The following is a 4,735-nucleotide window of genomic DNA, read 5'->3' as shown; positions in this document are numbered from 1 at the left end:
ATTAGTATCTAAACCTTGTTTAGTTTTAGATGAACCCATTAAAACAGTAATAGGTTTAATCCTAATAACATCAGTTGCCTTGAAGAGGCGATCGTTATTATCTTTCCGAGGTTTTGAATGATTTATTCCTAAGAAATTGGGAGTATTAAAAACATCATAAGGATCGACAACAATGTTAAATATTCCTACAGTAACTATAGGGAGAAATACTGACAAGAAAAACATCCAATTATATCGGCGATATTTTTTTCTATTTGCCACATATTTTTCTGATTTTTGAGGATATGAAGAATTAGAAGCAGTAGAACTAAGTTGATTATTGATACTCATATGTAGCTCCAAGTCAAAGTAGATTTTAGTCAATTTAATATGTCAGATATAATTTTTATCTAGTTTAGTGCCCCATCATACTTTTGTTTAATTTCTTCTACCAACTTCACTTCATCAGGATTATTTTTAGCCCAAACTTCTCGGTGTTGACGAATTTTTTCTAGATGGGATTCAATATTTTCTGAATTAATTAAAACTCCAAAATCCTTTGGAACTTCTTCTTCTTTGTAAGACAGGATTCTGTTCAAAATTAAATTCCCTACTTTAGGAGTGTAATGAGAATTCTCTGTATAATTTTCCATATTATTATGAATAGCTTCAGTTGTGACACTGTTATATCCAGAAAAGTCAAAGACATCACTAATTTCTACAACTTTACGTTTCCATTCTTCAAAAGTTGACCACTGACCAGAACTTTTAATAATTTCCCATTGAGTTGCATGAGCAGGAGAAATATATGATATTAATTTAATTTGATTTTCTTTACATAAATCGACTACTTTTTTGAATTCATCTAGTAATTGAGGAGATACTTGAAATATTGTAGAGTAACCTACATAATAATTATTCATAATTCTTTCAAATCTAGACTTAGTTTTTTTCGGGTCAACATTTAGATAAGGTATAAATCCATTTTCTCCATCAAAAATATTATTTGGCAGATTTTTATTACTATCAATTAATGTTTCTTGACTTGCCAAAAAGGCATCTAAAGAGAAAGTAATATTAAGCAAGTCTTCCAAGAGAATATATTTTTTTTCTAGTCTCTGCTCAGAAAAATTTTGCCTGGTTCCTATCAACGAATTAAACATAAAAAAATCTAAGCCTATAACAACTAAGTCTAATTCCTTCTAATTAGCGATCGCGTGTTCTAAATAGCGTCGTAACTCATAGAAATTTCCCTTAGTAAGTGCTAAATTATCAGCCAGCTTATAATTTTTTAAAGCTAGATAGTTAGGATCTATAGCGCGTTTTGTTCTCGATGAACCCATAAAAACTGTTACAGGTTTAATGCGGATAACATCAGTTGCTTTAAAGAGGCTATCACTATTATCTTTCCGAGGTTTTGAATGATTTATTCCTAAGAAATTGGGAGTATTAAATACATCATAAGGATCGACAATAATATTAAATACTCCCACAGTAACTACAGGGAGAAATACTGATACTAAAAATAGCCAATTATATCGACGATATTTTTTTCTATTTACCATATATTTTTCTAATTTTTTAGCAGTTAAAGGTTGATATAAACTATAACTAAGTTGATTATTTGAACTCATATTTTATATCCAAATCAAAGTAGATTTTAGTTAATTTAATATCTTAAACATAATTTTTATCTAGTTTAGTGAGACATCATATTTTTGTTTAATTTCTTTTACTAACTTCACTTCATCAGGATTATTTTTCGCCCAATTTTCTCGGTCTTGAGGAATTTTTGCTAAATGTGATTCAATATTTTCTCGATTAATTAAAACTCCAAAATCCTCTAAAAATTATTCTTCTTTATCAGAAATAAGCCTGTTCAAAATTAAATTCCTTACTTTAGGAGTGTAATAAGAATTATCTGTTTTTTTGGGAGGATAAGCTTGGGAGTATGTAGAACTAAGTTGATTATTTATGCTCATAATTTATCCAAACAATTTAAAATTGGAAATAAAGAAATTCAGACACACGATTCAGCGATAATAAAGCTAAACTTGTCAAAATACCAATCCAAACTGCCCACCACCAAGTAGGTTTTAACTTTGCCAAAATTTCCTGAGTATTTGGTAGGAAACTTACAGAAAAGGTTAAACCTATTAAACCCAAAATTGAGAAAATTTTACTCCCCAAAAATTCCGGCAAATAATTCATATCCGACCAAGATTTGAGCTGAAAACCAAAATTAGTTAACACAGATAATTTATCTTTAGCTTCCCCTGGTATAACAACCCCATTTAGACCTGCCATTGTCTGTAAAATATCTAGACCATCTTGAATATTTTGCGATCGAAATAACACCCAACCAACAATAACAGCAACAAAAGTAATTACCCACGCCAATACTTTCGGCATCGGAATATTTAACTTTCGCCAACCATGATTTATACATAAATATGTACCGTGTAAACCTCCCCAAATTACATAAGTCCAACCTGCACCATGCCATAATCCACCTAACAGCATTGTTGTCAAAAGATTACTATAACTACGTACTTCTCCACGACGACTTCCACCCAGGGGAATATATAAATAATCTCTCAGAAAATTGGATAAAGTAATATGCCATCTTTGCCAAAAATCACTAATAGAAGTAGCCTTGTAGGGAGAGTTAAAATTAATCGGTAATTTAATATTAAACATCAACCCCAAACCGATCGCCATATCGGAGTAACCAGAAAAATCAAAATATAGCTGAAAAGTGTAACTTAAAGCTCCTACCCAAGCTTCAATAAAACTCAACTCAGAAGCATTATTAAAAGCTAGTGCTACCCAATGCGATATAGTGTCAGCTATCAAAACTTTTTTACATAATCCCAGACTAAAAATACTTAAACCCAAAGCCATATTTTTCTGGGAAAAAATATAACTACGCAATTGACGAAACTGGGGAATAAGTTCATCGTGGCGTAAAATAGGTCCGGCGATTAATTGGGGAAAGAAAACCACAAAGAAACTATAAGTAAGTAAATCATAATTAGTCTCTCTTGTTTCCCCACGATAAGCATCTACTAAATAAGCTATCTGAGTAAAAGTATAAAAAGAAATTGCCAAAGGTAAAATAATTTGCCCAGCATTCAAATTTGTAGAAACTACCGAATTAACAGTATCTAGGAAAAAGTTCGCATATTTATAATAGGAAATTATTGCTAAATTAACAGCTATACCTACCCAAAGTAAAACATTTGCTCGCTTACTTTCCGGTTTAGCCTCAGCAATAAATTTCCCCATTTGAAAATTCCACAAAATTGAAATTATCAACAGAGGTAGATAAGCAACATTCCAATAACCATAAAAAGCAAAAGAACTAGCCGTCAACCAAACCTTAGCAGCTTTAATTAAACCAAACTTGGTTAAACCAAAGAATATAATCACAGTTAAAGGTAAAAAACCAAATATAAAAACATAAGAGTTAAATAACATACCTAATCAATTCCTCCATCAATATTTTTTGCCTCATCTCAACCATATTTTTCCTCACACTTTTCTTATACCCATAACTAGAACTCCGCCAAACATTAGCAGCCTTAATTAAACCAAACTTGGTTAAAAAAAAGAATATAATCAGAGTTAAAGGTAAAAAAACAAATATAAAAACATAAGAGTTAAATAACATACCTAATCAATTCCTCCATCAATATTTTTTGCCTCATCTCAACCAGATTTTTTCTCACACTTTTCTTGTACCCATAACTAGAACTCCGCCAAACATTAGCAGCCTTAATTAAACCAAACTTGGTTAAAACAAAGAATATAATCAGAGTTAAAGGTAAAAAACCAAATATAAAAACATAAGAGTTAAATAACATAGCTAATCACCTTCTCCCTAAATATCTTTTTGCTCATCTGAACAAGATTTTTGCATCACACTTTTCTTTTCCACCGTTTGTGTTTCACCAGGTGGTACAGTTCTCTCCTCCATAAAGAAAATATCGAAACTTTCTAATTTTTCCGAACCTTCATTCTTTTTATTCCATTCACGACACACATACTCTGCATAATAAGGATAAAGTTTTTTACCTATAGCTCGATTGAAATTTAGGAAATAAGTCCGCCACTGCATATTAGAATACAATTTATTAAATTCTCTTAGAGTTGGTTTATCCCAACTTAAAGGCTCTCCTTTTTTATACAAAACATCAACTTCTTTACCATTTTTCAACTTACCAGGAATAACATGCCAACCATCATCTCTAGGTGGAGCAGGAGCAAAGATACTCCAAGATTTATCTAATTTTGTCACCTTACCAAAAACATCTAACCTTTGTACAATCCGACGTTGAAATAATTTGTGAGTCTTAGTAATTAAATCTTGCTTTTGTACTTTTCTTCTTTGATAGGTTTGTTTGACAAAACTTTTAACGTTCCAAATAAAAGTATAAATAATTAGTAAAAATATAATGATATTTAATCCGCGATAAGGACGTATATTTAAAGGACGAAATTGAAGAGGTTTAGTAAAGTTGCCAGCAAATTTTCTATTATTGGCAATAGTTTCATAAAATTTAGTTCCAATTGGCATGATTGATGGTAATCCCATCACAAAAGCCAAAGGTTTAAATATAGGAGACAAACTAAATACATAAACTAAAGCTTCCCATTTAAAAAGTCGATTTTCTTGCCTTCCACATGTGAGAGGTTGCTGGATAGTGGATCCAGAATTGACTAGAACAAAGAAAGCATAAAGTAAGCATGATTT

At 31.0% G+C, this 4,735-nt stretch carries 5 protein-coding genes and 1 pseudogene; all 6 read right to left on the bottom strand.

From position 1 onward, the window contains the following. A pseudogene (locus tag F6K13_RS18990) lies at positions 1-363 on the bottom strand (hypothetical protein); the annotation flags it as partial. Positions 364-389: 26 nt separating this feature from the next. Further along, positions 390-1,073 carry a hypothetical protein gene (locus F6K13_RS18985; RefSeq protein ID WP_287288016.1) on the bottom strand — a complete coding sequence of 228 codons (684 nt, stop codon included), beginning with the start codon at positions 1,071-1,073 and terminating at the stop codon, positions 390-392. A gap of 108 nt (positions 1,074-1,181) precedes the next feature. Continuing rightward, complete coding sequence (locus F6K13_RS18980) at positions 1,182-1,613, bottom strand: hypothetical protein (protein WP_124143986.1); 432 nt, start codon at positions 1,611-1,613, stop codon at positions 1,182-1,184. Positions 1,614-1,977: 364 nt separating this feature from the next. Continuing rightward, complete coding sequence (locus F6K13_RS18975; RefSeq protein WP_287288014.1) at positions 1,978-3,459, bottom strand: MBOAT family protein; 1,482 nt, start codon at positions 3,457-3,459, stop codon at positions 1,978-1,980. A gap of 182 nt (positions 3,460-3,641) precedes the next feature. Continuing rightward, positions 3,642-3,845 carry a hypothetical protein gene (locus F6K13_RS18970; protein WP_287288012.1) on the bottom strand — a complete coding sequence of 68 codons (204 nt, stop codon included), beginning with the start codon at positions 3,843-3,845 and terminating at the stop codon, positions 3,642-3,644. A 17-nt stretch (positions 3,846-3,862) separates the two neighbouring features. Further along, positions 3,863-4,735: hypothetical protein (locus F6K13_RS18965; protein ID WP_353735683.1), on the bottom strand; the 873-nt coding region annotated here is incomplete at its 5' end.

Source organism: Okeania sp. SIO2B9 (assembly GCF_010672505.1).
In the GTDB taxonomy this organism is placed as follows: Bacteria; Cyanobacteriota; Cyanobacteriia; order Cyanobacteriales; family Microcoleaceae; genus Okeania; species Okeania hirsuta.
This window is presented reverse-complemented; position numbering and strand designations above follow the sequence as displayed.